This is a genomic window from Gordonia sp. SID5947, assembly GCF_009862785.1.
Lineage (GTDB): Bacteria > Actinomycetota > Actinomycetes > Mycobacteriales > Mycobacteriaceae > Gordonia.
In genome coordinates this window covers 4,522,106-4,545,821 of the sequence record NZ_WWHU01000001.1, presented here as the reverse complement: position 1 = coordinate 4,545,821, position 23,716 = coordinate 4,522,106, and the positions used below count along the sequence as shown (strand labels likewise).

Annotated in this window: 18 protein-coding genes and 1 pseudogene; 3 read left to right on the top strand and 16 right to left on the bottom strand. The window is 66.1% G+C overall.

Annotation, left to right across the window (positions count from 1 at the left end):
* Window positions 1-3: 3 nt before the first annotated feature.
* The 14 genes and pseudogenes from GTV32_RS20875 to rplJ form a co-directional block, all read right to left on the bottom strand.
* Window positions 4-3,492 carry a DNA-directed RNA polymerase subunit beta gene (locus tag GTV32_RS20875; RefSeq protein WP_161061934.1) on the bottom strand — a complete coding sequence of 1,163 codons (3,489 nt, stop codon included), beginning with the start codon at window positions 3,490-3,492 and terminating at the stop codon, window positions 4-6.
* Between the two features lie 354 nt (window positions 3,493-3,846).
* A complete protein-coding gene (locus tag GTV32_RS20870) occupies window positions 3,847-4,854 on the bottom strand; it encodes a hypothetical protein (protein WP_161061933.1) in 1,008 nt (335 codons plus the stop codon).
* Window positions 4,854-5,516: a hypothetical protein gene (locus GTV32_RS20865; protein ID WP_202421869.1), complete on the bottom strand. Its 663-nt coding sequence runs from the start codon at window positions 5,514-5,516 to the stop codon at window positions 4,854-4,856. The genes GTV32_RS20870 and GTV32_RS20865 overlap by 1 nt, the downstream gene beginning before the upstream one ends.
* A gap of 76 nt (window positions 5,517-5,592) precedes the next feature.
* Window positions 5,593-6,834 (bottom strand): MlaD family protein, encoded by a 1,242-nt coding sequence (locus GTV32_RS20860; protein ID WP_161061932.1) that lies wholly within the window; start codon window positions 6,832-6,834, stop codon window positions 5,593-5,595.
* The gene (locus GTV32_RS20855) at window positions 6,834-8,219 is read right to left on the bottom strand and encodes an MCE family protein (RefSeq protein WP_202422837.1); all 1,386 of its coding nucleotides are present in this window, start codon (window positions 8,217-8,219) and stop codon (window positions 6,834-6,836) included. The genes GTV32_RS20860 and GTV32_RS20855 overlap by 1 nt, the downstream gene beginning before the upstream one ends.
* A 2-nt stretch (window positions 8,220-8,221) precedes the next feature.
* On the bottom strand, window positions 8,222-9,556 hold the full coding sequence (locus tag GTV32_RS20850; protein ID WP_161061931.1) for an MCE family protein: 1,335 nt from the start codon (window positions 9,554-9,556) through the stop codon (window positions 8,222-8,224).
* The gene (locus tag GTV32_RS20845; RefSeq protein WP_161061930.1) at window positions 9,556-10,665 is read right to left on the bottom strand and encodes an MCE family protein; all 1,110 of its coding nucleotides are present in this window, start codon (window positions 10,663-10,665) and stop codon (window positions 9,556-9,558) included. Before GTV32_RS20845 ends, GTV32_RS20850 begins: the two co-directional genes overlap by 1 nt.
* Window positions 10,666-10,748: 83 nt before the next feature.
* Window positions 10,749-11,825 (bottom strand): annotated as a pseudogene (locus GTV32_RS20840) (MlaD family protein); the annotation flags it as partial.
* On the bottom strand, window positions 11,822-13,156 hold the full coding sequence (locus GTV32_RS20835) for an MCE family protein (RefSeq protein WP_161061929.1): 1,335 nt from the start codon (window positions 13,154-13,156) through the stop codon (window positions 11,822-11,824). The gene GTV32_RS20835 and the pseudogene GTV32_RS20840, both read right to left, overlap by 4 nt.
* 3 nt (window positions 13,157-13,159) lie before the next feature.
* Window positions 13,160-14,032 carry an ABC transporter permease gene (locus GTV32_RS20830; RefSeq protein WP_161061928.1) on the bottom strand — a complete coding sequence of 291 codons (873 nt, stop codon included), beginning with the start codon at window positions 14,030-14,032 and terminating at the stop codon, window positions 13,160-13,162.
* A 2-nt stretch (window positions 14,033-14,034) separates the two neighbouring features.
* Window positions 14,035-14,841, bottom strand: coding sequence for an ABC transporter permease (locus GTV32_RS20825; protein WP_161061927.1), 807 nt, complete (start codon window positions 14,839-14,841; stop codon window positions 14,035-14,037).
* Between the two features lie 2 nt (window positions 14,842-14,843).
* Window positions 14,844-16,076 carry an ABC transporter ATP-binding protein gene (locus GTV32_RS20820; RefSeq protein ID WP_161061926.1) on the bottom strand — a complete coding sequence of 411 codons (1,233 nt, stop codon included), beginning with the start codon at window positions 16,074-16,076 and terminating at the stop codon, window positions 14,844-14,846.
* 359 nt (window positions 16,077-16,435) lie between these two features.
* Window positions 16,436-16,825 (bottom strand): 50S ribosomal protein L7/L12, encoded by a 390-nt coding sequence (gene rplL, locus GTV32_RS20815; RefSeq protein ID WP_161061925.1) that lies wholly within the window; start codon window positions 16,823-16,825, stop codon window positions 16,436-16,438.
* 92 nt (window positions 16,826-16,917) lie between these two features.
* Window positions 16,918-17,442 (bottom strand): 50S ribosomal protein L10, encoded by a 525-nt coding sequence (gene rplJ, locus GTV32_RS20810; protein WP_161061924.1) that lies wholly within the window; start codon window positions 17,440-17,442, stop codon window positions 16,918-16,920.
* 124 nt (window positions 17,443-17,566) lie between these two features.
* Between rplJ and GTV32_RS23940 the strand changes: the two genes are divergently transcribed.
* The 3 genes from GTV32_RS23940 to GTV32_RS20800 all read left to right on the top strand — a co-directional run bounded on the left by GTV32_RS23940 (window position 17,567) and on the right by GTV32_RS20800 (window position 21,161).
* Window positions 17,567-17,695 carry a hypothetical protein gene (locus GTV32_RS23940; RefSeq protein ID WP_272918241.1) on the top strand — a complete coding sequence of 43 codons (129 nt, stop codon included), beginning with the start codon at window positions 17,567-17,569 and terminating at the stop codon, window positions 17,693-17,695.
* Between the two features lie 52 nt (window positions 17,696-17,747).
* On the top strand, window positions 17,748-18,968 hold the full coding sequence (locus tag GTV32_RS20805; RefSeq protein WP_343287408.1) for a glycoside hydrolase family 76 protein: 1,221 nt from the start codon (window positions 17,748-17,750) through the stop codon (window positions 18,966-18,968).
* A 171-nt stretch (window positions 18,969-19,139) separates the two neighbouring features.
* Window positions 19,140-21,161, top strand: a complete 2,022-nt coding sequence (locus tag GTV32_RS20800) for a CocE/NonD family hydrolase (protein ID WP_161061922.1) — start codon at window positions 19,140-19,142, stop codon at window positions 21,159-21,161.
* Between the two features lie 15 nt (window positions 21,162-21,176).
* Here the strand turns inward: GTV32_RS20800 and GTV32_RS20795 are convergent, their stop codons facing one another.
* Window positions 21,177-22,811: a hypothetical protein gene (locus GTV32_RS20795; RefSeq protein WP_161061921.1), complete on the bottom strand. Its 1,635-nt coding sequence runs from the start codon at window positions 22,809-22,811 to the stop codon at window positions 21,177-21,179.
* Window positions 22,811-23,713: an ABC transporter ATP-binding protein gene (locus GTV32_RS20790; RefSeq protein WP_161061920.1), complete on the bottom strand. Its 903-nt coding sequence runs from the start codon at window positions 23,711-23,713 to the stop codon at window positions 22,811-22,813. The genes GTV32_RS20795 and GTV32_RS20790 overlap by 1 nt, the downstream gene beginning before the upstream one ends.
* Between the last annotated feature and the right edge of the window lie 3 nt (window positions 23,714-23,716).

Genomic DNA, 23,716 nt, shown 5'->3' with positions numbered 1-23,716 from the left:
GGGTCAGTTCGCCAGGTCGTCGACCGTGGCGGATTCGTTGCGCGACAGGTTGATACCCAGGTTCGCGGCGGCGCGCTCGAGATCCTCGTCGTCGGTGTCGCGCATCTCGATCGCGGCACCGTCGGAGCTGAGCACCTCGACGTTGAGGCAGAGCGACTGGAGCTCCTTGAGCAACACCTTGAACGACTCCGGGATACCGGGTTCGGGGATGTTCTCGCCCTTCACGATCGCCTCGTACACCTTCACGCGGCCGACCACGTCGTCCGACTTGATGGTGAGCAGCTCCTGCAGTGTGTAGGCGGCGCCGTAGGCCTGCATGGCCCAGCACTCCATCTCACCGAAGCGCTGACCACCGAACTGCGCCTTACCACCGAGCGGCTGCTGCGTGATCATCGAGTACGGACCGGTCGAACGAGCGTGGATCTTGTCGTCGACCAGGTGGTGCAGCTTGATGATGTACATGTAGCCGACCGACACCGGGTACGGGAACGGCTCACCCGAGCGACCGTCGAACAAGGTCGCCTTGCCGTCGCCGTTCACCATGACCTCACCGTCGCGGTTCGGCAGCGTCGAGGACAGCAGTCCGGTCAGCTCCTCCTCGCGAGCGCCGTCGAACACCGGGGTGGCGGTGTTGGTGTCGGGCTCCGCCGAATACATCTCCTCGGGCAGCTTCGACGCCCAGTCCGGCACTCCGCTGGCGACGTCGATGTTCCAGCCTGCCTTGGCGACCCACCCGAGGTGGGTCTCCAAGATCTGACCGATGTTCATACGACGGGGCACACCGTGGGTGTTCAGGATGATGTCGACCGGCGTGCCGTCGGGCAGGAACGGCATGTCCTCCTGCGGGAGGATCTTGCCGATGACGCCCTTGTTGCCGTGGCGGCCGGCCAGCTTGTCGCCGTCCTGGATCTTGCGCTTCTGGGCCACGTAGACGCGGACCAGCTCGTTGACGCCGGGCGCCAGATCGTCGTCGTCGTCGCGGCTGAAGACGCGGACGCCGATGACCTTGCCGGTCTCACCGTGCGGCACCTTGAGAGAGGTGTCGCGAACCTCGCGCGCCTTCTCACCGAAGATCGCGCGCAGCAGACGCTCCTCCGGGGTCAGCTCGGTCTCACCCTTCGGGGTGACCTTGCCGACCAGGATGTCGCCGTCGCGGACCTCCGCACCGATGCGGACGATGCCACGCTCGTCGAGATCGGCGAGGACCTCGTCGGAGACGTTCGGGATGTCCCGGGTGATCTCCTCGGCACCGAGCTTGGTGTCGCGAGCGTCGATCTCGTGCTCCTCGATGTGAATCGAGGTGAGGGTGTCCTCCTCCACGAGCCGCTGGCTCAGGATGATCGCGTCCTCGTAGTTGTGACCCTCCCACGGCATGATCGCCACGAGCAGGTTCTTGCCCAGGGCCATCTCACCGTTCTCGGTGCACGGACCGTCGGCGAGGACCTGTCCGGTCTCCACCCGCTGACCCTCGTCCACGATCGGACGCTGGTTGGCACAGGTGCCGTGGTTGGAGCGGGCGAACTTGCGCATCCGGTAGGTGTCGCGGCTGCCGTCGTCGGCCATCACGGTGATGTAGTCGGCCGAGACCTCCTCGACCACACCGGTCTTGGCGGAGACGAGGACATCGCCTGCGTCGACCGCGGCACGCAACTCCATGCCGGTGCCGACCAGCGGCGACTCGTTACGGACCAGCGGCACGGCCTGACGCTGCATGTTCGCACCCATCAGGGCACGGTTCGCGTCGTCGTGCTCGAGGAACGGGATCATCGCGGTCGCGACCGACACCATCTGGCGCGGCGAGACGTCGAGGTACTCGACATCACCGATGCCGACGAACTCGACCTCGGAGCCCTTCTTACGGACCAGCACGCGGTCGTCGGTGATCCGGCCGTCGAGGTCGTAGGCGGTGTTGGCCTGACCGATGAGGTAGCGATCCTCCTCGTCGGCGGTCATGTACTGGATGTCGTCGGAGACGACACCGTCGACGACCTTGCGGTACGGGGTCTCGATGAAGCCGAACGGGTTGACCCGCGCGTACACCGACAGCGAACCGATGAGACCGATGTTCGGACCCTCAGGGGTCTCGATCGGGCACATGCGGCCGTAGTGCGACGGGTGCACGTCGCGGACCTCGAGGCCGGCGCGCTCACGGGACAGACCGCCGGGGCCCAGGGCCGACAGACGACGCTTGTGGGTCAGACCCGACAGCGGGTTGTTCTGGTCCATGAACTGCGACAGCTGCGAGGTGCCGAAGAACTCCTTGATCGCCGCCACGACGGGACGGATGTTGATCAGGGTCTGCGGCGTGATCGCCTCGACGTCCTGGGTGGTCATGCGCTCACGCACGACACGCTCCATACGCGAGAGGCCGACGCGGATCTGGTTCTGGATCAACTCGCCGACGGTACGCAGACGACGGTTGCCGAAGTGGTCGATGTCGTCGACCTCCACCGGGACCTCCACACCACCGGGGACGGTCATGTAGGTCGTGGTGTGCGGATCGGCCTCGTGCAGGCGGACCAGGTACTCGACGGTCGCGACGATGTCCTCGCGCGTCAGTACCGAGTCGCCGTTCATCGGGTTGGCGGCCAGACCGAGCTTCTTGTTGACCTTGTAGCGGCCGACGCGGGCCAGGTCGTAGCGCTTCTCCTTGAAGAACAGGTTCTCCAGCAGATTCTCCGCGGACTCGCGGGTCGGCGGCTCGCCCGGACGCAGCTTGCGGTAGACCTCGAGCAGCGCCTCGTCCTGATTGGCGGTGTTGTCCTTCTCCAGGGTGGACATCATGATCTCGGAGAACCCGAAACGCTCGGCGATCTCCTCGTTGGTCCAACCCAGCGCCTTGAGCAGCACGGTGACCGGCTGGCGACGCTTGCGGTCGATGCGGACGCCGACGGTGTCGCGCTTGTCCACGTCGAACTCGAGCCATGCACCACGACCCGGGATCACCTTCACGGTGTGGAGGGTCTTCTCGGTCGTCTTGTCGATGTTGGAGTCGAAGTAGACGCCCGGGCTACGGACGAGCTGGCTCACCACGACACGCTCGGTGCCGTTGATGATGAAGCTGCCCTTGTCGGTCATGATCGGGAAGTCGCCCATGAAGACGGTCTGCGACTTGATCTCGCCGGTGTTGTTGTTGATGAACTCTGCGGTGACGAACAACGGCGCCGCGTAGGTCATGTCCTTGTCCTTGCACTCCTCGACCGAGGCCTTGACCTCGTCGAAGTGCGGATCGGTGAAGGACAGCGACATCGAACCCGAGAAGTCCTCGATCGGGGACAGTTCGTGCAGGATGTCCTCGAGGCCGCCGGTGGGGTTGTCGTCGCCGCGGGCGATCGCCTTGGCGCGCCACTCCGGCGAACCGACGAGCCACTCGAAGGAATCGAGCTGGAGGTCGAGGAGGCCGGGGACCTCCAGTGGCTCACTGATCTTTGCAAAGGATGCGCGCTTGGGCGCGCCCGGAATGGTTGAGGTGGACTGGCGGTCGAGTGCCAAGATACGTCCTTCCAACACGAAGTGTTCTACCTAGCTCGGTGCTTGGCTTGATGGGCCGTTCGCTGGTGACACCCTGATTTCGGCGATCACCACGAGCACACACAGCAAAGGTGGCTTGAGGAAGGATCGAGAGGTGGACAGGAGGCAGCCAGCGCAACGTCCAACTGTAGCAGAAAATAGACGTACTTTGTCAAGCCACGTCTGGAAGCGAGTACGCGCTGATGGCTGCCTGCACGTCATTCACTGGTGACAGCCTGGCCCGACAACGCTATTTCGTCAAGCGCTACGCGCATCTTTTTGCCGAAGATTTCCCGACCGGGCGCGCAGGCACCCGCCATGACCAGATGGCGCAGGTCAGAATGCCTCGACTTGGCTGATCAGCCAGTCGTCACCGTGCTTGACCATGGAGAACTGATACCTGGGTGCCGCGCTCTGACCGGAAATTCCGGCCTGCTTCTGGCTGACGATCAGGTTCGCCACCACGCGCGCTGTCGCGCCGTCGCCACCGCCCGACAGGTCGGCGACACCGACCGATTCGACCCGGCAATCCGCGACCTGCTTGGTCTGCTTGAGGATCTCGCGCTGCTGCGGCAGGTACTTGTCGAACTCGGAACGCGCATTGCCGGTCAGCACCGCGCGCGCCTCGTCCGCCCATTTGTCGACATCGAGCGTGTCGACCGTCAGCGAACAGGCCTTGCTCTGTACCTGAGACGTGAGCTCCGTGGTGGCGGGCTGGTCGATGAAGGCCTTGTTCGAGCTGATCGAGGCCCCGGGATGGAGTCCGGCGATCAGCGCGAAGATCCCGAGCACCACGGCGACACCGATCAGGATGCCGATGGCACGCCGACTGAACGGGAACATGCCCGACGTCGACGCGACCGCGGGCTCGGCGGGGGTGCCGGCGGTGCCGGCACGGTTGGCCGAGGAGGCAGCGGCGTCACCGGTCCGCAGTGTGGACACGCGGGCGACCGGCCGGGTCTTGCCCGCCGGCTTGGCCTTCTCGGCGGGTTCGACGTTGCCGTCGGCGGGCTCGACGTTGCCGTCGACGGACTCGACGTTGCCGTCGACGGACTCGACGTTGCCGTCGGCGGACTCGACGTTGCCGTCGGCGGACTCGACGTTGCCGTCGGCGGACTCGACGTTGCCGTCGGCGGACTCGACGTTGCTGTCGGCGGACTCGAGGTTGCCGTCGACGCGCTCGAGGTTGCTGTCGACGCGCTCCGGGCTCGGAGTGCTCTCGGCCGCCTGCGATTCGGACTCCGGACGGGGGCCGCCGGGACGCTGCCCACTGCCGGCGACACGCGGGGTGTAGGGCTTGCGACCGGACTTCTTACGCGGCGGGCGCGGGTTCTGCGGCGCCATCAGTTACCTCCCCCTGGTGTCCCCGCCGGAGCCGTGCCCTGACCGCCCGGGGCGGCGCCACCGGCGGCAGCGCCCGGATCCTGGTATGCGAGCGACTCGAGCGGTGCGATGTCGCTGGCCTTCCACGAGTCGCCCTCCTTGGTCATCGAGACCGAGAACCCCATCGTCTGGGTGACACCCGCTTCGTTCTCACGCTTCGACGTCGCCGCGACATAGACGAGCACCTTGGCTTTTCCGCCGTCCGCGTCGACCTCGGTCGGCGCACTCCGAAGGAGCCGGGAGCTCAACGAGGCGGCCTGTGGGCCCGCCTGCGTGATCATCGAATTCAGGTTGCTGACGTCCTGGCTCGTGATCTGCTCGCGTGCCTTGCCGGTCAGCGACCCGTCGACGCGACGCTTCCATCCCGCGGTGTCCTTGGGGTCCACCGTCGTCACGTTGATGATCGCCTGTTCCGCCCCGTTGACGGCCCCGTCGCGCGCCTGCTGGATCGGCTTCTGCACGAAGTACGCCTGGTACCCCTGGTAGCCGAACCATGCCGCACATGCGGCCGCAGCGACCACCAGCAGCAGCGCCAGCAAGCTGGCCACCGTCCGTCCGCGGTCGCGGCGGCCGGTCGAGGCTGCGGAGTCGTCGCGGCTGGCTTGGGGTGTGTCGCTAGTCATCGGCCGTCACTGTAATGGTTGGCACCTGAGAGGAGGCCAAGCGAGCTGCGCCCGCGGGCCCCCTGACGTGGTGAGATCACTTCGGGTGGACTCCCATCAACGCCGCCAGCTGCTGTGCCAGCGGGTTGAGGTTCAGCCTGTCCGGGTCCTTCTTCGGGATGTTGTCCCACGGCTGCTTGTAGGCCGGGTTGGCCAGCGCCGCCCGATCAGCACTGCGCACACCGGTCGGATTACCCACCGGAACCGAACACTTCGCATTCGTGTTGAACGGGAACTCGTCGTAATGGATGTCGAACGACGGATCCTTACGCTTCATCTCCCGGATCATCGCGTCCGTACTCTCATAACCCCGCGTACATGCCGCCGGATTGTTGGTCTCCAACACCACGCCGAAGTGGATCTGACCGTCACCCGGTGCAGGCGAATGGCTACCGGCCGAGAGGGCGGACAACATCGCGAAAGTCGTCGAGGTGGCGTAGCTGGTCGGCTCGATGGTCCGCAGGGTGCCGGCCAACTGCTTCACCACCGTCGAGATGTCACCACCACTGCGCTGCAACAACTCCGAGATCTGCGTCGCCGAGGCCGTGCCCGTCGTCAACAACCTCCGCAGATCCGGATCCGAGGACGCCAACGTCGCCGTGATGAGATCCAGATTGCGTGACCACGACAAGATCGCATCGGACTGGTCCGCCTGCGTCGCCAACACCACGTTCGAATTCTGGATCAGCGAGATCGTCTCATCCAACGAGTCATAACCCGATCGCGACAACTTCGACAGCGAATCCACCAACCGGGTCAGGTTCTCGCCCTGACCGTTGAACGCCTTGCCGAGTTCGGTGATCACCGTGTGCAGGTCATCGACCGGAATCGACGACGTGAAATCGATCGCCGAGGACACCACGTCCTCCAGCGGCGGCGGCACCGACGTCTTCGTGATCACCGACCCATCGGCCAGGAACGGGCCCTCCGACGACGTCGGCTGCAGATCCACGTACTGCTCACCGATCGCCGACCGATTCGCCACCACCGCGGTCGCCGACGCCGGGATGTCCGGGCCGCCCGAGTTCAACTCCAACGCCACATCGACACCCGAACGCGTCAGCGTCAACTTGCCGACGCGACCCACCGGGACACCCTGGTAGGTCACCTCGGCGTTGGTGAAGATGCCTCCCGAATCCTTCATCGACGCCGTCACCGTGTACTGACCGATGCCGGCCAGCCGGTCGAGCCGGGCGTACTTCGCGCCCACGTAGACGAGTGCCACCAGTCCGACGACGACGAACACGATCAGCTGAATTCTCGCGACCTTCGACAACATCACTTGGCTCCGATCATGCTGAGCGGACCGTCGATGAAGCGCTGGCCCGGCTGAGCCGGCGGCATCAGCGTGTATTGCTGATCGGTGTCACGCTTCTTCTGCGACTTCGCCGACGCCGGCGACCGGGTGGAACCAGACGCGGGATTCATCGGATACGTGCCGCCCGACGGCGGGGTGTTGGGCCCCGGCCGCGCGTCCGGCCCCGGCGGAAGCAACGTGATGGTCGGCCAGCCGTAGCGCGGGCCATTGCCCCCGACGTACGGGTTGCTGGGGTTGACGGGCACATTCACGCGCGCCGGCGGTGAATACTTCGGCGTCCCCTGGCCGACGCCGAGCGCCTCGAGCTGATTCAGCGTCCGCAGGTCCAGCGTCATGAACAAGTTGGTCGCGTCACCCTTCACGCCTGGCAGGAGCCAGTCCGGGAACGGAACGGTGAGCATCAGCGGCGCAGCCGTGATGAGATCCGGTGCGGCCTTGGACAGCTGCGTCAACACCGGGCGCAGCGCCTTGAGGTCGGTGATGAGCGCGTCCCGGGACTTGCCGAGCACGTCCGTCCCGACCTTGCCCAGGTCGTCGAGCTTGGTGAGCAGATCCACCAGTTCGGGCCGCTGTTCCTCCAGCACCGCGACACCCGCGGGCAGTTCCTTGAGGATCCGCTCGATCTGCGTCTTCTGATTCGACGCCCGCGTCGACAGCTTCGCGAGTCCGTCGATGGCGTTGACGATGTCGTCACGCTGTCGGTTGAGTCCGGTGATCAGCGTCTGCGACTGTTCCAGCAGACTCCGGAACACCGGGCAGGACTGTCCCTTGGGCGAAACGTCACAGGGCTGACTGGTCGAGCCGGCCAACGCCTTGTTCAGTTCCGTCACGATCGGTTCGAGCTGGTTGATGCCGCCACCGTTGAGCAGCATCGACAGCGCGCCGAGGACCTGTTCGATGTCGGTGGCCGTGCGGGTGCGATCGAGCGGGATCGGCTGCGCGGGATTCTGGCGCGGCGACGACTCGGCATCCTTCGGCTCGCTCAGCGCGACGAACTTCTCACCGAGCAACGACGTCTGCTGCACGGCGGCAGTCGCCTTGTCCGACAGGTCGATGTCGTTCTTCACCTTGATCTTGACCTGCGCGTACCACTCGTTGTCGGGCACCTCGACGGACTCGACACGTCCGACCGGGATGCCGTCCTTCTTCACCATCGACTGCGGGACGAGGTCCAGGATGTCGGCGAACTGGATCTGATAGGTCCGGGGGTTGTCGCCCGTGTCCACACCACCCGGCAGCGGGATCGACTGGATCCCGTTGCCGCAGCCCGTGACCGCGAGCACCGCAGAAACCATCGCCGCCGCGAGCACGGCGCGAATCGACTTACGCGACAGAATTTCTCGCATCATCAATTCCCACCTGTCCCGGAGCGTGCGGACGGACGCGTCGTGGTCGGTGTGCTCGACGGCCGTTTCGGCGCACCGGGGCCCGTCTCCAGACCCGGATCCGGGTTGCCCGGATTCGTACCCGGTGCCGGGTATCGCTGGAGCTTGTTGTTGCTCATGATGCCGAATGGCAATACCGGCAGGAGCGGATCGAGAACGCCCTTGGTGATCTGCTGGCCGATGTCCTCACACTGGCTGATCAGCGGACTCAGCGTGGTGCTGAACTGCTTCGCCTGAGGATTGCCGGGTAGCAGCTTGCCCAGGTCGAGCAGTCGGCACTGGGCGCCGATCAGGTCCTGGAGATCCGGGATGGTCAGGCGCATCGCCAGGGTTCCGGACTCCGCGTCGTACGCGTTGATCAGGTTGTTGATGGTCACCGGCAGGACGGTGAGGACTTCCTTCAGGTGGTCCTTGGTGTCCAGCAATGCCTTGGTCGTGGGCTGCAGATCCTTCACCGTTTGCCCGAGCTTGTCCCGGTTGTCCTCGACGAACGTGGCGACGTCGCCGAGCGCGACGGACAGCTTGTTCAGGGACGCCGACAACTGGGTCCGCTCCCCCGCCAGGAACTTGTTGAACGACGCCATCTGCGTGTTGAACTGGCGGACCTGCGAATCGTTCTCGCGCAGCGCACCCACGAAGACGTTGAGGTTCTTCACGGTGTCCACGATGTTGCCGCGAGAGTTGCTCAGCGTGGTCGACGCCTTGGAGAGCTGCTCGATCGCATCGCCGAGCTTGGCGCCATTGCCCTTCAGGTTGTCCGCGCCGGTGGCGATCACGTCGCTGACCGCACCGTTCTTGTTCGCACCCTCCGGACCGAGCGCCTCGGAGAGTTTCTTGACGCTCGAATAGATCTGGTCGACCTCCACCGGGACCATTGTCTGGTCCAGCGAGAGGGTGATGTCGCGGGGCGCCTTCTCTCCCCCGGAGTAGGCCGGGGTGAGTTGCACATACCGGTCGGCGACCACCGACGGGATGATCTGGACGGCACGGACGTCGGCGGGCAGATCGATCCCGCGATCGACCGTCATCGTCACCCTCACGGTCTTCCCCTCGGGAGTCACCGAGTCGACCTTGCCGACCGGTACACCGAGCACGCGGACGTCAGAGCCCGAGTAGATGCCGACGCTGCGGCTGAAGGTCGCAGTGATCTTGGTGGTACCGATCACCGCGAACGCCCACCACAGGACCCCGGCGACGATCAACGCGAGGATCAGGCCGATCACGAGCATCACGATGTGACGTGGGGTGAACCACCGGCCGGGGCCGGAGGTGCGGCTGAGGTCGGGAGCTGTGGTCATCAGCCGGCCTCCGTTCCACCGTTGTTCTGGAGCTTCTGCTTGTTGGGCGGTCGGGTGGTGTTCTGCTGCGGCAGACCGGGCGGCAGCAGGTTGGTCACCACGGACTCGAACCAGCGTCCGTTGCCCAGCACGTTGGCGTAGAGCCGATAGAACGGCGCCATGTAGGTGATGGTCTTCCGCAGGTTGTCGTTCTGGGAGATCAGGAGCTTGTTTACGTCCTGCAGCGAGTCGAGCGCGGGTCCGATCTGGGCCTGGTTGTCGCGCACAATCCCCGACAGCGAGTCCGACAGGGTCGTGGTGGTCGACAACAGCTTCGAGATGGCCTTCTGCCGATTGTTCAGTTCGTCGAGCAGCTGGCCCGCACCGGCGATGAGCCGCACGAACTCCTGATTGCGATCGGCCAGGATCTTCGACGTGTCCTTCGTCGCCGCGAGGAGGTGCTGGACCTCCTGGTCGCGACTGGCGATGGTCTGCGACAGCCGGGACAACCCGTCGAGCGACGGACCGATGTCACCTGCGGTACCGGAGAATGCCTCCGACAGCGACTCCATCGAGTTCGCGAGCTGATCGGTGTCGAGATCCTCGATCTGATCGGCCGCGTCGGAGAACGCCTCGATGACGTCGTAGGGCGAGACCGTGTCGGTCAACGGGACGTCGGGATCGGCGGGCTCGCTGCCGCGCGGGTTCAGTGCCAGGTATTTCTGGCCGAGGATCGTCTTGATCTGGATCGACGCCTGCGTCTGGTTGCCGACCCACGTGTTGGTCACCCGGAACTTCACGTTCACGCGGTCGCCGTCGAGCGTGACGCCATCGACCTCGCCGACCTTCACGCCCGCCACCCGGACCTCGGCACCCGGCTTGAGCCCGGCCGCCTCGGTGAACTTCGCGGTGTAGCGTGCGCCCGCCCCGACCAGCGGGAGTTGGTTCAGATAGAACGCCGAGACGGCCATCATCAGCAGCACGAGGATGCCGATGGCACCGATGCTGACGGGGCTGCGACGTCCACCGAATCGCCGGTGGGAACTCGACGGCGGCGGTGCGCCACCGTCGTCGGAGGTGTCGGCGCGTTCGGCGTCCGCGTCGTCGGCGCGCGCCGCCGCGTGACGCACCTCGTCACTCGAGAACTGCTCGGTCCGGGCGTCGTCGCCCTCAGGCTGAGCATGCCGGTTCTGTTCGTCAGCCACAGATCAGCCCCCGGCCTTTCGTCTTTCCAGCAACGGGTGGCCGCACTGGTGTACAGCACATGATTGATGTCGGGCAGCGGTACCACCGGCTGCGTCAGCAGCGGGGACTTGCCGTTGCCCGCGACGACGTCGATGCCGCAGAGATAGAACTGGAACCAGGAACCGAAGGTCGCCGCCCGGCCGATCTTCTGCAGTTTGACCGGCAGGTTCGTCAGCACCTTGGCGACGTCCTCGTCGCGAGCGTTGATCTGATCCGACAACGACTTCAGGCCGGCGATGTCGCCCTGGATGGCCGGGCGGGTCGGTTGCAGGATCGACGCGGTCACCGCGGTCAGGTTCGACACCGAACTGATCGCCGAGCCGACCGAACCTCGTTGCGCGGCAAGGCCCGTCACCAGCTTCTCGGTGTTGTCGAGGAGGGCGGTGAACTGCTCGTCGTTGCGATTGACGGTGTCGAGCACCGTCGTGAGGTTGGTGATCAGCTGCCCGATCACCTTGTCCTTGTCGGCGATCGCGTTGGTCAGATCGGCAGTGCTGCTGATCAGTTGCGAGATCGTCCCGCTCTCGCCCTGGAAGACCTTGATGATCTGCTCCGACAGCTTGTTGACGTCGTCGGCGGACAGTTCGCGGAACAACGGCTTGAAGCCGTTGAAGAGCTCGGTGAGGTTCACCGCGGGGTGGGTGTCCTGGTGGCTCGGATCGGTTCCGAACGTGTATCCGGTGCCGACTGTCTGATCGGGATCACCCGCGCCCTTCTCCAGCGCCAGATACCGCAGCCCGGTCAGGTTCCGATAGCGGATGTAGATCTGAGTGCCCTCGGGCAGCCGATCACGGTTGACGTTGAACGCGACCATCGCCTGGTTGCGATCGTGGACCTTCACGTCGGTCACCTGGCCGACGCGGACGCCCGCGATGCGGACGTCGTCGCCCTTGTTGAGCAGCGCGGCATCGGAGAAGACGGCCTTGAAGTCGCTGTCGCCGTCGCCGCCCGCGTTGGCGATCGTCAACGCCAGCAAGCTGGTGGCGACCACGGTCACCACCGCGAAGACGATGAGTTTGATCAGTGGTCCGGTGATGGATTTCATCGGATGGTGACCTGCGCTCCCTGTAGCGATACGCCGCCGATCGTCGTGACCCAGGTCGGAACCTTCTCCGGGTCGGTGCCGTTGGCGCCGCCGTAGATGACCTTCAGTTGCTTCACGTAGTCCGGGTCGTCGAACGGGTTCGCCCGGACGGATCCCGCCGGGGTGGCGGAGAACTGCGGCTGCGGCAGCGTCGGCATCGTGCGCGGGCCGGGGTTGCGCGACGGCGGCTGGTAGGAGCCGTCGGCGAGCCCGCCACCCGGGTACTGCGGGAACGGACGACCGTTCTTGGCCGGCTCGTAGCAGACGGCGGGCGGGTCGGTGTCGAGCAGTCGCGGCTCGTCCTGGTTCGGGAGGTAGCGACCCCGGGGATTCACGAACTGCAGGTTCACCCGCACGCCCGGGTTGTCGGTGCCCTGGCCGACGATCTTGCGGGACTCCGGGATCAGCGTCGCGAAGTTGTGGAAGGTGCAGACGAATGTCGGCGACTGCTTCGCCAGACCGACCAGGAACGGCTCGGAATCCACCGCGAGGTCGATCAGGTCGGCCCGATTCTGGCGGAGGAACTTCGTCGTGTCGGTCGCCGCAACGCCCACGGTCGCGATGAGGGTGCGCAGATCGCCCTGACGCTCGACGATGGTGTTGCTCGTGGTCCGGAAGTTGTCCAGGGCGTCGATGACGTCGGGCAGCGCCTCGGAATAGGTCTGCGAGAAGCTGGCGAGCCCGCGCAGGGTGCCCTGCAGCTCGGGCATGTTGTCGTTGACGCGCATGAAGATCTTGTTGAGCTCGTCGAAGGTGACGCCCAACTGCTGTCCCCGGCCTGCGAGCGCCTGCGACAGCGAGGTCAGCGTGACGTTGAGGTCCTGCGGCGGGATCGCCTTCAGCACCGGAAGCAGCTTGTCGAAGAGGTCCTGGACCTCGCGCGCGTTGCCGCTCTGATCGGTGTAGATGGTGTCGCCGTTGGCCAGCGTCGCGGCCGACGGATCGTCGGTCGGGACCTGCAACGCCACATATCGCTCGCCGAACAGGGTCTTCGGCAGGATGCGCGCAGTGGTGTTCTGCGGCAACTGCGACGCCATGTCAGGGGTGAGCCCCAGGGTGACCGCGACCGTGCCGTCGGGTGCGGGGTCCACGGCACGGACCTCGCCGACGACCACGCCGCGTGCCTTGACGTCGGCGTTGGTGGGCAGCGCGTTACCGGTGGAGTCGGTCTTGAGGGTCACGTCGGTGAACGTCGTGAAGCCGTCGTTGAACTTCGTGACGGTGACCACGAAGAACATCGCAACCACGACAAAGAACACCAGCCCGAGCAGCCGGCGACGAATCGTCGACATCGGTCAGCCTCCCACTCGCACGGTCGTCGTGGTGCCCCAGATCGCGAGCCCCAGGAAGAAGTCCAGAACCGCGATCAGGACGAGCGCAGCACGCACGGCGTGCCCGACCGCCACGCCGACGCCCGCGGGGCCGCCGGTCGCGTAGTAGCCGTAGTAGCAGTGCACGAGGATGATCACGAAGGCGAAGACCAGCACCTTGCCGAACGACCAGAGCACATCTCCGGGTGGCAGGAACAGGTTGAAGTAGTGGTCGTACGAACCACCCGACTGCCCGTTGAAGACGGTGGTGATGACGCGCGACGCCAGGTAGGCCGAGAGCAGTCCGAGCACGTAGAGCGGGATGACCGCGATGAACCCGGCGATCACCCGCGTGGAGACCAGGAACGGGATCGACGGCACGGCCATCGACTCGAGCGCGTCGATCTCCTCGGAGATGCGCATGGCGCCCAGCTGAGCGGTGAAGCCACATCCGACCGTGGCCGAGAGCGCGAGACCGGCCACCAGCGGCGCCACCTCGCGGGTGTTCACATACGCGGAGAGGAAGCCGGTGAGTGCCTGCGAACCGATCTGATCGAGTGCCGCATACCCCTGCAGGCCGACGACGACGCCGGTGAAACCGGACATCAGCACCATCACACCGATCGTGCCGCCGATCACCGCGAGTCCGCCCGACCCGAAGGCGACCTCGGCCAACAGCCGCAACACCTCGCGGGTGTAATGGACCAACGTCTTGGGAATCCACGCGAGGGTGCGTCCGTAGAACGACATCTGCTCGCCCGCGCCGTCGAGCAGCTTCAGCGGTTTCCGCAGTTGCTTGCGGGCCTCGTACAGGTAGTACTCGGGCCGCGATTTGGAGATCGTCACTCCACCGGCCATCGCTAGCTTCCCTTCGGCGGAACGATCTGCAGGTACACCGCAGTGATGATCAGATTGGCGAGGAACAGCAGCAGGAAGGTGATGACCACGCTCTGGTTCACCGCGTCACCCACACCCTTGGGACCGCCCTTAGGGTTGAGCCCCTTATAGGCGGCGACAACGCCTGCCAGCACACCGAAGATGGCGGCCTTGAGTGTGGAGACGTACAGGTCCGGGAGTTGCGCCAGGGCGCCGAACGACGCGAGGTATGCACCGGGGGTGCCGCCCTGCACGACGACGTTGAAGAAGTAGCCACCACCGATACCGACCACCGCGACCAGTCCGTTGAGCAGCATCGCCACCAGCACCATCGCGATGACACGCGGAACCACCAGGCGCTGGATCGGGTTGATACCGAGCACCTCCATCGCGTCGATCTCCTCGCGGATGGTGCGGGAACCGAGGTCGGCGGCCACCGCCGACCCTGCGGCACCGGCGATCAACAACGACGTGACCAGTGGCGATCCCTGTTGGATCACCACCAGGACGCTCGCCGCGCCGGTGTACGACTCCGCACCGAGCTGCTTGATCAGCGAACCGGTCTGCAGCGACACGATCGCGCCGAACGGAATCGCGATCAGCGCGGTCGGCAGAATCGTCACACTGGCGATGAACCAGGCCTGCTGGATGAACTCACGCCACTGAAACGGACGCACGAAGGACTGACGCGCGACGTCGACGAAAAGCTGCACGATGTTGCCGGTCTGGGCGAGCGCGCCCGTTCCGGCCTGAGCGATCCGATCAACGCCACGCGTGGTGGCACTGGTCATCCTTACTGACTCCGACCGTCGTTGGGCTGCTGGAACTGCCGGCCGGTTTCGATCGGCTGCGTGACGGTGTTGTCGTTGGCGCCCGATCCCACCGGAGGTGTCGCCCAGCTCTGGGTGGGCGCGTCACTTCCCGCGTAGTCGGAGCCTGCGGCATGGGCCGGGGTCCACTCGCCCGATGAGTGGGCGGCTCCGACGGGCACGTTCTCGGTGTCCTGGTCGGCGGCATGCGCGTCGGCCTCGGCGCGCATCCGGTCCTCCTCCTCCATGCTGCGGCGGATTGCTTCCTGAGCATTCGGCGGCATGGTGTGCAGCATCTCGTGCACCCGCTGGCGGTGGCGGGCCACGGCCTTGCGTTCTGGCATACCTGGATTGGGCTGGACCTGCGGGATGATCTCGGAGAAGTCGTCCTTGGTGCCACCGCCGCCGATACCGGCGGCCTGCATGGCCTCTTCCTGCTTCTGCACCGCCTCGTCCTTCTCCTCGGACATGCCGATCGGACCGAACCGGTCGCCGGAGAGGAACTGCTTGACCACCGGCTGCTCCGAGGTCAGCAACTGCTCACGCGGACCGAACATGACCAGTTCCTTGCGGAACAGCATGCCGATGTTGTCCGGGATGGTGCGGGCGATGTTGATGTTGTGCGTCACGATCAGGATCGTCGCGTCGATCTGCGAGTTGATGTCGATCAGCAACTGGGAGATGTAGGCGGTACGCACGGGGTCCAGACCCGAGTCCGGCTCATCGCACAGGATGATCTGCGGATCGAGCACCAGCGCACGCGCCAGACCGGCACGCTTGCGCATACCACCGGAGATCTCACCGGGCAGCTTGTCCTCGGCACCGGTCAGACCGACCAGGTCGATCTTCTCCATCACGATGTCGCGGACTTCGTTCTCCTTCTTCTTCGTGTGCTCACGAAGAGGGAAGGCCACGTTGTCGAACAGGCTCATCGAACCGAACAGAGCCCCGTCCTGGAAGAGGACGCCGAACAGCTTGCGGATCTCGTACAGTTCCTTGGCCGAACACTGGGTGATGTCGGTGCCGTCGATGACCACCGAACCCTGCTCCGGATGCAACAGGCCGATCAAAGTCTTCAGGAACACCGACTTGCCGGTACCCGACGGCCCCAACAATGCAGACACCTCACCTGTCGGCAACGTCAACGACACGTCACGCCAGATGTTCTGCGATCCGAATGACTTGGTGAGCCCCTCGACGCTGACCTCTACACCCACTGCATCCTCCCAGACATTCGCTGCCCCCTTGCGGCGGTCGGTGCGACCACACACGAACCGGTGACATTTGTGGTTGGGGTCACTGTAGCCGACACCCCATCATCACCACACCGTCCGTGCCACCGACTGGGTCGATCGACCCAAGCCCCCAAGCTGGCCGCCATCCCCTTACCCGTCGGTAACTTCGTCCGGAAGATGAGCGTAGCCGATCGCACCGTCGGATGGAAAGTGCGCTTCCGATCACAGTCCAGGGACAACTATGGCCCGTGGGATATCTCACCCACGGGCCATAGTTTTTCGCGATCTGTAGCACTAGTCCGCGCCCAGCGCGGATTGTCGCTACGGAACCGAGAGGGGTCTTACTTGACGGACACCGAAGCGCCGGCCTCTTCGAGCTTGGCCTTGGCAGCCTCGGCAGCTTCCTTGTCGACCTTCTCCAGCAGAGCCTTCGGAGCACCCTCGACGAGGTCCTTGGCTTCCTTCAGGCCCAGGCCCGAGACGATCTCGCGGACCACCTTGATGACCTGGATCTTCTTGTCGCCCGCGCCCTCGAGCACGACGTCGAACTCGTCCTGCTCGGCAGCGGCCTCGGCACCACCGGCAGCCGGAGCACCGGCAGCGGCGACGGCGACCGGAGCGGCCGCGGTGACCTCGAAGACCTCTTCGAACTTCTTCACGAAATCGCTGAGCTCCAGCAGGGTCAGTTCCTTGAACTGATCGATGAGCTCGTCAGCGGTGAGCTTCGCCATGGTGGCGTCCTTCCTGTCAGTCCCCAGACGGGGCTTGGTTCATCCCGGCACGGATTCGCGCCCGCCCAAGGATTGGTGTGTTGCGGCGAGTTCTACTCGCCGGCTTCGTTCTTCTTCTCCTGCAGGGCCGCGGCGAGGCGCGCCACCTGCGAAGCCGGCTGGTTGAACAGACCGGCAGCCTTTGCCAAGTTGCCCTTCATGGCACCGGCGAGCTTGGCCAACAGAACCTCACGGGTCTCCAGGTCGGCGATCTGTTCGATCTCCGCCACGGACAGCGCACGGCCGTCCATGGTGCCGCCCTTGATGACCAGAGCCTTGTTGTCCTTGGCGAACGTCTTCATCGCCTTCGCGGCCACCACCGGCTCGCCTTCGATGAAGGCGATCGCGGTCGGACCGGTGAACAGCTCGTCGAGCCCTTCCACGCCCGCCTCGGCGGCGGCACGCTTCACCAGGGTGTTCTTGGCGACGGAGTAGGTTGCACCCTCACCGAGGGAACGACGCAGCTCGGAGATCTGCTTGACGGACAGGCCACGGTATTCCGTGACGACCGTCGCCGTAGCTCCCCTGAACTGCTCAGCGATCTCCGCGACTGCGGCGACCTTTTCGGACTTGGCCATACTTCGCCTCCTCTCTCATCACTAGAGTTGGGTCGGGCCCAACCTGAGCCGAGAGGGGCGAGGTGACGTCGAGAAAGACTGCCATCAATACAAAAACGCCCCGGGCACGCAGAAGGTCCGGGGCGTGAGCAGGCACATGAGCACGCTGCTGATCCTCGTTCTCCCTGCGTGGGCCGCCGACCTCGTCATCGTCGATGACGTGGATCGGACCTTCGGTCGGGATCTCTCCCGACAACCGACGGTCTCCGGTTGAACCGATACGGCACACGGATATGTGCCACACCAAGCGGAAAGGCTACCCGACCGTGGCGGATGCAACCAAATCGGCGGCCGACGGACCTGGGCCGACGGTCGCGAACGACCGCGCGGCACTGGCCGCCGCGGCGGTGACCGACCGCCATCTGCGGCGGATGATGTGGACGCCCGGCACCCGGCTCGCCGCAGTCGCGTGGCCGATCGGCACGGTCGCCGGTCACTTCGGCACGTGGCACTACTGGTGGCACGCCCACCTGGCGGACCTGCTCGTGGACGCCGCCGTCCATCGGCCGGGTGGCGACCGGCAACCGTCGACAGGTGCGCGATTCGATCCCGATACCGCCGACATCGTCACCAGGCTGTTACGCGGCATCCGTCTGCGCAACCTGGGCAAATGGACCAACAACTACTTCGACGACATGGCGTGGCTCGGGCTCGCCATCGAGCGCGCCGACCGGCGTCTCGGGCTCCGCCACGAGGGGGCGGTCCGCACTCTCTCGGGCCGCCTGGCCGATGCGTGGATGCCCCACCTCGGCGGCGGCATCCCGTGGCGCACCATGGACCTGTTCTTCAACGCACCGGCCAACGGTCCGGCGGCGGTCCTGATGGCCCGCACCGGCCGCGTGGACCGGGCCGCGGCGATGGCGGACTGGATGGACGCGCGTCTGGTCGACGGGACCTCGCACCTGATCATCGACGGCATCAAACCCGCCGCGCGTCCCGACATCATGGAACGGGTCCCGGCGATCTACACCTACTGTCAGGGCGTCGTACTCGGCGCCGAACTCGAGTTGCTCCGGCTCACCGGCGACACCGTGCATGCCGAACGTATCGACCGACTGCTGACGGCGGTACAGACGCGGGTGTGCGACGACGATGTGATCCCCGGGGCGGGCGGTGGCGACGGCGGATTGTTCGCAGGCATCCTCGCGCGGTACCTGGCGCTACTCGCGACCGACCTGCCTCCGATCATTCAGGGGGCCGACGACCTACGCCGACGGGCGGCGCAGATCGTGACCACGAGCGCCGAGGCCGCCTGGACGAATCGCGTGGAGACCGATCACGGTCCGGTCTTCGGTCCCGATTGGCGCAAGCCGGCGGACCATCCGTGCGATGAGGGCGCAAAAGCCCAGCTCATCGACGGTGCGGTCCATTCGTCACAGGTCCCCGAACGAGACCTGTCGGTCCAGCTCTCGGCGTGGATGGTGCTCGAGGCGGCTGCCGCCGTCGACTTGCGGTTACCGGAGCATGTCCAAAACGAGGCTACCTAGTTAGCGATCCGATATCGGGGCTGAGATACCCTCGTCCGACGAGGTGAGGAACGCCACATGTGTAACGTCCGTCACCTCGCCGCCGACACGATGGGTGTCGGGGAATCGAGTTTGGCGACGATGCCCTCGTGCATGACCTGAGAGGCACTCGCCTGGGCAGGGTGATGCACCATGACGTACCAGTTGGACCAACCCGCGCAACCACGCCGCGGACGCACTGCGCGGCCGGTCGGAACCGGCAGCGCCCCGCATTTCGGTTCGCTTCCTCTCGGCGATCCCACCGGCGGCTCCGACGGCATCCGCTGGCGCGAACAGGTCGACGGCAAGCAGCTCTATCCGCGCGTGGCGATCGACCGCGACGTGGTCCTCACCATGAGCGACGGTGTCCGGCTGCGGGCAACGGTGGTCCGCCCGGCCAACCGGTTCGGTCAGACGGTCCTCACGCCCTACCCTGCGATTCTCAACATCAACCCCTACAACCGGGTCGCGATCGACGCCCTCGACCACGCGCTGCACGCACCCGGACTCAGCAAGGCCCTGCAGACGGCGTCGGCGTCCATGGACGGGGCGGGAACCGGTCTCGAAGGTCTCACCACCTTGACCAAGACCCTCTCCGGCGGGGTGCTCGACGTCTTCGGAATCAACCGGAACCTCGTCCGCAGCGGCTACGTGCAGGTCATCGTCGACGTCCGGGGCACCGGCGCGAGCCAGGGCAAGTGGCAGATCCTGGGCGCCCGCGAACAGGCGGACTCGGTCGAGATCATCGACTGGATGACCGAACAGGACTGGTGCGACGGTTCCGTCGGGCTGACCGGCTGGTCGTACTCGGCGATCAACTCGCTGCAGGCGGCCGACAAACGGCTGCCTGCGGTCAAGGCCGTCTTCGCGGTGGAGGGTTGCGACGACATCGTCCGCGACATCTACATCACCGGCGGCATGCCGTCGGCGTTCATCCCCACCTGGCTGTCGGTGGTCAATCTGCTGAAGTGGCTGCCCAATCCGTCGAGCCCGGTCCGCGACGTCTTCCGCGGTGACACGGCACGCTGGCTGCGCGATCGGCTGAAGTCACCCGCCACCGAGATCACCTCGTTGCTCTGGGGGTTCCTCACCGCCCGCGACGACCGGATCTTCGACGACCCCTACTTCGATGAGCGCGACCCCGTGGTCGACCGGATCGAGGCCCCCACCTTCACCGTCGGCGCGTGGCACGATCTCTTCGGCCGCAGCGCGACGGGAGTCTACGAGCGGCTCCAGATGGAGCCCGGGCGCAAGCAGATGGTGGTCGGAGACGGGTACCACGTCGACGTCGGGTCGGGATACGGCGGAAAGTTCGCGCCACCTCGGCTCGATGTGCTGGAGCGAGCGTGGTTCGACCGCTGGCTCAAGGGTCATCGCAACGGGATCGAGTACTACGGTCCGGTCACCATGTTGCAGCAGGGCGGCGCGTGGACCTCCGGCCCGAGCTTCCCTCGGCCCGGGGTGGTCACGCAGCGGCTCTATCTGACCGACGCCCCGTCGGGCACCGCCGACCACGCCACACACGACGGCTCTCTGAGCGCGAGCCCCGTCGACCGCATGTCGTCGCTCACCGTCCATCCGGACGCGCGGGGCGCGGTTTCGCGTGACATGACTCAGGTGACCGCCGGCGCCACGATGATCTTCGGCCGCTCGTTCACCGCCGATGCGCGGTTCCAGGAACGGGGCGGACTGTCGTTCACCACGGCACCGGTCGACGAGTCGACGACGATCAGCGGACCGATGAACCTGCGACTGAACGTGGCCACCACCGCGCACGAGGCGATCTGGGCGGTCACCGTCAACGACGTCGCGCCCGACGGGACGTCGACCGTGCTGACCAACGGCGCCCTCTCGGCATCGAACCGCGCGCTCGATCCGTCCCAGTCGACATATGCCGCCGACGGAAGCCTGCTCTCGGCCCATCACTATCTGTCGCGCAAGCGGAAACTGCCGGTACCGGCGGACGAGCCGGTCCGCATCGACGTGGACCTGGTCCCCACCGACGCCGTCCTCGAGCCGGGACACCGGCTGCGCGTAGACGTCTACGCGGCCAGCTTCCCGCGGTACCTCACCGTGGTGCCCGACCTGATCAAGGCGCGCGGTCGCCGGCAGCGGCTGGTGCTCGACCCGCGGCACCCCAGCCATCTGACGTTCTGTTCGGGCGGCAGCTGGTAACCGGGGACGAGATCGTCACGGTGCGGGGACGTCGCGGCGGGCGAAACCGATCACCCCGAGACCGCCGACGACCACCGCGACCGCGGTCAGGACGACGATCCCGGCCACGGATGCGTCCTCGGCCGGCACCGTCCCGACGGAGTACAGCGGCGAGATCCGCAGCGCCCATGTCGGCCAGTCGAGCGTCGCACCGAGAAATGCGACGAAGGTCGCGTAGCCGAGCAACGCCCACACCACGGACTGGGCTCGCGGCCACCATCCGAACAGAGCGGTCCCGATCGCGCCGAAGACCGCGACCGCCGGGAGGTACTCCAGGCCCGCGAGGACATTTCGGCCCACCTCCCCCGCATCGTCGACCTGCACGCCGACCACCACACCGAGGGCGAAGGTCGGGACGATCAGGACGAGGAGCAGCCCCACCAGGATCACCGACAGCTGCGTCACGATCCACCGCGGCCGCGCGACCGCTTGCGACAACATCAGCTCCAGCCGTCCGGTGTGCTCGTCGGAACGCAGCCGCCCGACCGCCGAGATGAGATAGCCCCCGGCCATCAGCGCGAGGATCGCGATGGTCAGCGCCAGGTAGGTATCGATCCCGTGTGACGAGTCACCTCCTCCGAGCGCCTGCGCCAGTTGTGGATTGCCGGCCACCGCGTCGGCGACCTCCTGGGCGAGGCCGCCGAACACGACTGCCACGGCCAGTCCGCCGACGGTCCAGCCCGCGATCGAGCCCCGATGTTCGACCACCGCACGTCCGAGGACCGAACGGATCATCCCGCCGGCCGACCCGGGTCCCGGGCGGGCCGCGAGCAACCCTGATCCCAGATCACGGCGCGCGGACAGCGACGCCCCGACCACGATCAGCGCCGCGGCGACGCCGACGGCGAGAGCGATCGGCCACCAGCGCGCGTCCGACGCGAACGGCCGGGTCTCCTGCTGCCAGGCCAACGGCGACAACCACTTCCACGCCGAGTCGCCGACGTCACCGATGGCGCGGGTCGCATAGGCGAGCCCGAGGACCACCAGACTCGCGGTGTAGGCCTTGCGAGCCCGCCGGATCCATTGGGCGGCGCACAGGGCGGTACCGGTCCACACCGCACCGAGAGCGAACAAAGAACTCGCGTACAGCACAGCCCGCTGCGCATCGCCGCCCTCGGCCACCAGGGTGATCAGAATCCCGATCGCGACGAACAGAAGCGACACGAGCGCACCCACCACCGCTGCGACGTGCGGCGCCCAGGAGGCGACGGCGCGTGATCGCATCAACTCCAGCAGCCCGGACTCCTCCGGGGTGCGCGTGAACCGGACGACGAGATGGGTCGCCATCAACGGCAGCGCGATCGCCGCGACAAAGGCGAACTCGTTCGCCGCCACGCCCCCGAGATTGTCTGCCCCATAGGGGGTCCCGTTGATCGCGGCGATCGCGGCATCTCCGGATACCGCACGACCATAGGAAGCGAGCAGCTCCGGCGTGCCGTAGGTGCGGTCGATGGCGACGATGGTCGCGACGTAGCCCGCCACCACCGACACGACCCAGGTCAGATAGACCTTCCAGCCGGTCCGCCACTGCAGGCGAAGCATCGGCCCGACACCTGCCGCGGCCGCCCCGGCGGCCTCCGTCGAGCCACGCCGTTCCGCGACGACGGTCATCACCCGACTCCGCTGTACGAACTCAAGAACAACTCGTCGAGGCTCGGGGGCCGGACGGTGAGAGAAGCCACGCCGGCCGCCAGCACCGCGGCGAGGGCCTCCTCGAGGGCTGCCGATCCGACGTCGAATCGAACGTCGAAGGTCGTGTCGTGGCCGGCGGACACCTGCAACCCGACCACCCCGTCGACAGCGTCGAGGCCGGTGGGACGACGGTGGGTTCGGGCGAGGACACGAGTCCGTGATCCCTTGCGCAACTCGTCGAGTCCCCCGGACCGCACGGTGGCACCGTCGCGGATGATGGTCACCGCGTCGCTCAGAGCCTCCACCTCCGCAAGGATGTGGCTCGACAGCAGCACGGTGACTCCCTGCGCGACCCGGTCGCGCACGGCGTGCTGGAAGACCTCCTCCATCAGCGGGTCGAGCCCCGACGTCGGTTCGTCGAGGATGAGCAGTTCCGCGCGGGAGGCCAGCGCCGCGATCAACGCCACCTTCTGCCGGTTGCCCTTGGAGTACTCGTCGACCTTCTTGGTGACGTCGAGTCCGAAGCGTTCGACGAACTCCGCGCGACGGCGCGAGTCGAGGCCCGCGCCCCCCGACGCGAGAACGTCGATGCACTCGCCACCGGTCAGGTCGGGCCACAGCGCGACGTCACCCGGCACATACGCGAGCCGTCGATGCAGGCGTACGGCGTCCTTCCACGGATCACGTCCGAACAATCGGATCCGTCCCGTATCCGCTTTGATCAGTCCCAGGACGGTCCGGATGGTCGTCGACTTCCCGGCACCGTTGGGACCGAGAAATCCGTGCACGCGACCGGGTTCGACGGCCAAGGTCAGCCCGTTCAGTGCGCGTGTCCGACCGAACGATTTCGACAATCCTTCGACATCAACGATGAGGTCCACAGG

Bases quoted from the DNA above. Each gene is read 5' to 3' on its own strand.
- GTV32_RS20870 (WP_161061933.1), bottom strand. From the start codon at position 4,854: ATGGCGCCGCAGAACCCGCGCCCGCCGCGTAAGAAGTCCGGTCGCAAG.
- GTV32_RS20865 (WP_202421869.1), bottom strand. From the start codon at position 5,516: ATGACTAGCGACACACCCCAAGCCAGCCGCGACGACTCCGCAGCCTCG.
- GTV32_RS20860 (WP_161061932.1), bottom strand. From the start codon at position 6,834: ATGTTGTCGAAGGTCGCGAGAATTCAGCTGATCGTGTTCGTCGTCGTC.
- GTV32_RS20855 (WP_202422837.1), bottom strand. From the start codon at position 8,219: ATGCGAGAAATTCTGTCGCGTAAGTCGATTCGCGCCGTGCTCGCGGCG.
- GTV32_RS20850 (WP_161061931.1), bottom strand. From the start codon at position 9,556: ATGACCACAGCTCCCGACCTCAGCCGCACCTCCGGCCCCGGCCGGTGG.
- GTV32_RS20835 (WP_161061929.1), bottom strand. From the start codon at position 13,156: ATGTCGACGATTCGTCGCCGGCTGCTCGGGCTGGTGTTCTTTGTCGTG.
- GTV32_RS20830 (WP_161061928.1), bottom strand. From the start codon at position 14,032: ATGGCCGGTGGAGTGACGATCTCCAAATCGCGGCCCGAGTACTACCTG.
- GTV32_RS20825 (WP_161061927.1), bottom strand. From the start codon at position 14,841: ATGACCAGTGCCACCACGCGTGGCGTTGATCGGATCGCTCAGGCCGGA.
- rplL (WP_161061925.1), bottom strand. From the start codon at position 16,825: ATGGCGAAGCTCACCGCTGACGAGCTCATCGATCAGTTCAAGGAACTG.
- rplJ (WP_161061924.1), bottom strand. From the start codon at position 17,442: ATGGCCAAGTCCGAAAAGGTCGCCGCAGTCGCGGAGATCGCTGAGCAG.
- GTV32_RS20800 (WP_161061922.1), top strand. From the start codon at position 19,140: ATGACGTACCAGTTGGACCAACCCGCGCAACCACGCCGCGGACGCACT.
- GTV32_RS20795 (WP_161061921.1), bottom strand. From the start codon at position 22,811: ATGACCGTCGTCGCGGAACGGCGTGGCTCGACGGAGGCCGCCGGGGCG.